This window comes from Nostoc sp. CHAB 5836, from assembly GCF_020829445.1.
Taxonomy (GTDB): domain Bacteria; phylum Cyanobacteriota; class Cyanobacteriia; order Cyanobacteriales; family Nostocaceae; genus Nostoc.
Window position 1 is genome coordinate 1 of the sequence record NZ_JAIVFV010000341.1, and the last position, 3119, is coordinate 3119.

Annotated in this window: 4 protein-coding genes and 1 pseudogene; 1 reads left to right on the forward strand and 4 read right to left on the reverse strand. The window is 39.7% G+C overall.

Annotation, left to right across the window (positions count from 1 at the left end):
* Together LC605_RS32065 and LC605_RS32070 are read right to left on the reverse strand one after the other, a co-directional pair.
* Positions 1-197, reverse strand: a pseudogene (locus tag LC605_RS32065) (hypothetical protein); the annotation flags it as partial.
* A 211-nt stretch (positions 198-408) separates the two neighbouring features.
* Positions 409-810 (reverse strand): fasciclin domain-containing protein, encoded by a 402-nt coding sequence (locus LC605_RS32070; RefSeq protein ID WP_229551408.1) that lies wholly within the window; start codon positions 808-810, stop codon positions 409-411.
* A gap of 179 nt (positions 811-989) precedes the next feature.
* Between LC605_RS32070 and LC605_RS32075 the strand changes: the two genes are divergently transcribed.
* Positions 990-1922, forward strand: a complete 933-nt coding sequence (locus tag LC605_RS32075) for a putative 2-dehydropantoate 2-reductase (RefSeq protein WP_229551409.1) — start codon at positions 990-992, stop codon at positions 1920-1922.
* A gap of 40 nt (positions 1923-1962) precedes the next feature.
* Here LC605_RS32075 and LC605_RS32080 read toward each other — a convergent pair whose 3' ends face one another.
* Both LC605_RS32080 and LC605_RS32085 read right to left on the reverse strand, forming a co-directional pair.
* Positions 1963-2190, reverse strand: a complete 228-nt coding sequence (locus LC605_RS32080) for a hypothetical protein (protein WP_229551410.1) — start codon at positions 2188-2190, stop codon at positions 1963-1965.
* Between the two features lie 104 nt (positions 2191-2294).
* Positions 2295-2567: a hypothetical protein gene (locus tag LC605_RS32085; protein ID WP_229551411.1), complete on the reverse strand. Its 273-nt coding sequence runs from the start codon at positions 2565-2567 to the stop codon at positions 2295-2297.
* Positions 2568-3119 lie beyond the last annotated feature (552 nt).

Below are 3119 nucleotides of genomic sequence, written 5' to 3' on the forward strand. Positions count from 1 at the left end.
GTATATACGTGCATTATCATTACAGAAGCAAAAAAGCTAGCAATTCCAGCAGATTGCCACACTTGATGCGATGGGCGACGCAACGCTACCAGGCCCATAGTTAAAATTGTGATAAGTAAGTTTGCTGGTACGAGAAATGCACAAATACTTACGCAGTTTACACGAGAGAACTCAGCTAAGGTGTGAAAATCGAGCATTAATTTTTTGGGATAGATGTTTGTTAGCTTCTTAAGAATTTAATTTATTTGATTTTAAAATAAACGAAACATACATTTACATATGAGTGAGTAATCACATTGCAAATGTAACATAAATTAAACTATTTAGCTGCCTTTTGATACTACCAATAGTTAGTTAATTATAAAAATTTTGGATAAGTTAGGGTGGAAAACACCCACCCTAGCTGAATTAACCTGGTAAAATCACCGTATCGATAACGTGTACCACACCATTATCAGCTTCGATATCTGCTGCTAAAACTGTGGCATTTTTTACTTCAAAACCATCAGAAGAACCAATTTTAATGGGTGAACCTTCCACAGAATTAACTGTACCCAGTTGTGCCAAATCAGCTTGTAGCAGCTTTCCTGGAACGACATGATACTTTAAAATCCGCGTTAGCTGGGGAATATTTTGTAACAGAGTTTGGATAGTCCCCGGTGGTAACTTGGCAAAAGCATCGTCATTTGGTGCAAAGACAGTGAACGGGCCAGGACTTTTTAATGTTTCTACTAAACCAGCAGCCTGTACAGCCGCTACCAGTGTTTTAAAAGACTCAGCCGTAACTGCAATATCAACAATATCAGCCATATATTTTTCCTAAATTTCTGCAAAATATCTTAAAGGATAATAAACGTATTTTAAGTTTTATTAAACAAAATAAAATTAAAAGCAGATGCTGAATAAACCACACTTAGACTCTTACTTCCCTGTACTATCCGTCAAACATCGCCTTATGATGTTTATGAGAAAGTTGTGTTGTAGAAGAAATGTCCGATCGCACGTATGCCATTCTCGGAACTGGAGCATTAGGTGGGTTTTATGGTGCTAGACTACAAAAAGCTGGGTTGAATGTCAACTTTTTGCTTAAGAGTGATTACGAACAGGTAAATAAATATGGTTTAGTGGTAGAGTCCAAGGATGGTAACTTTACCCTTCCCGAAGTCCACGCCTACTACGACGTAGAAAAGATGCCACAATGCGATGTGGTGGTGGTGGCACTGAAGACTACGCAAAACCACTTACTACCAAAGATGTTGCCACCTGTGGTTAAAGATAATGGGGTGGTGTTGGGATTGCAGAATGGACTCGGTATAGAAGAGGAAATTGCTCAAATTGTTGGTAATGTCACTGTTGTCGGTGGATTGTGCTTTTTATGTTCTAACAAAGTCGGGCCAGGTCACATACACCACCTAGACTACGGGCAAATTGTATTGAGTGAATATACCCCTAATTATGAGCCTAGTGGGATAACTGAGAAGATGCAGCAAATTGCTGATGACTTTGAAAGCGCTGATATCTCAATTGAATTAGCCGAAGATTTACTACTAGCAAGGTGGAAAAAGCTGGTGTGGAATATCCCTTACAATGGGCTTTCTGTGATTCTCAACGCCAGAACAGATGAATTAATGGCAGATGAGTACACCCGCAAGTTAGTTGAACAGTTGATGTATGAAGTAGCTGCGGGGGCGAAAAGTTATGGGCGGATGATCAGCGATCGCTTCATTCAGACAATGCTCGAGTATACTCTGAAGATGACACCTTATCGTCCCAGCATGAAAATTGACTACGACGAACATCGTCCCTTGGAGGTAGAAGCAATTTTCGGCAGCCCATTACGAAAAGCCCAAGTAAAGGGTGTGAATTTAATGCAGATTAGCTGTTTATACCACCAGTTGAAATTTTTGGATGGAAGGGGATGAGGGAGACAAGGGGAATAACCATTCCCCATTCCCTTAATTTTTAACGCAGGGATTCAATAATTACTGCTGTTGTAATTAAGCACAACAGGATAATTCCTAGTGGAAGCAAAAACTGTTGTAAAAGGTACAGCAGTATGGGTATGATTTGTAAGATACCTAAACCACTGGATAGAACATAAGCGATCGCAATGCCAAATAGCACCAACAAAAAATATTTCAAGGATTTAGAGGCAAAGCGAAATAAAAGCGTATCCTGATTTGTGTCCATAATTTTGCTCACGAAGGTCGCTGAATTTTTGGCAGTGAATATTCTTTTTGATTCCCCCATATCTCCTTAAAAAAAGAGGCTATGGGGAATTAACAGTATTAGTTTTACAAGTGGATAATTGCCTTATTGGGTGAATTATTCAAAGACTGTTGTTGTCTTTGTCCATTGTTTTGCTTTTCATAATTAACTAGCAGTTGAAATGCGATAAACAAGCTCAATAACAGCAGCAAAAACGAGCCGAAACCAGAGGAATACTGATTTATTTCTCGTTCAACACCACATTTAAGGCAGACATATCTATTAGGATTACCTGTATCTTGGGCAAAAGGACACTGATTCTGATTGCAATCATGATGACAATTTTTGTCTAACATCATTGAACCTCCTGTAGGGTAAAGACTTACATACTGAGTTGCAAATACGCTCTACGGAATCTAGTTAGTTAATACCCACTGCCTGTTTAGTAGACACCACTTTCATGAGTTATTAATATATAGCGCTTCTCCAATGGAAGCGATACACTTTGACCTCACTTCCATTCCTCTCTTCCTTTAAGGAGAGAGGCTTTGAATCTTATCCCCCTCCCCTCCAAGGGTTGGGGCTGTTCTTGTTAGGTCTGTATTCCATGCAATTGAGAACCGAAGAAGGGAGAGTAACAAGTAACATCTGTGATTTACTAAGCTTGCAGTAGTCGCACTGATAAAATCTCTCCTCAACCACCTTTTATTGGTGCTTAACTTAACTTCGCCTGTATTACCTACAAGACTAATACAGCCCAAGATACTTTGCAGTACGATAGAGTAGCTTCTGTATAGACTGATGCTATTACAGGCACTTTTAGATAACGCCCCCTAATGGCAGTCCAAGTATCATTCGCCGCACCACCGCCAGCTGTATAAACACGGCTCAACTTGTCTGCGCCCATTGTT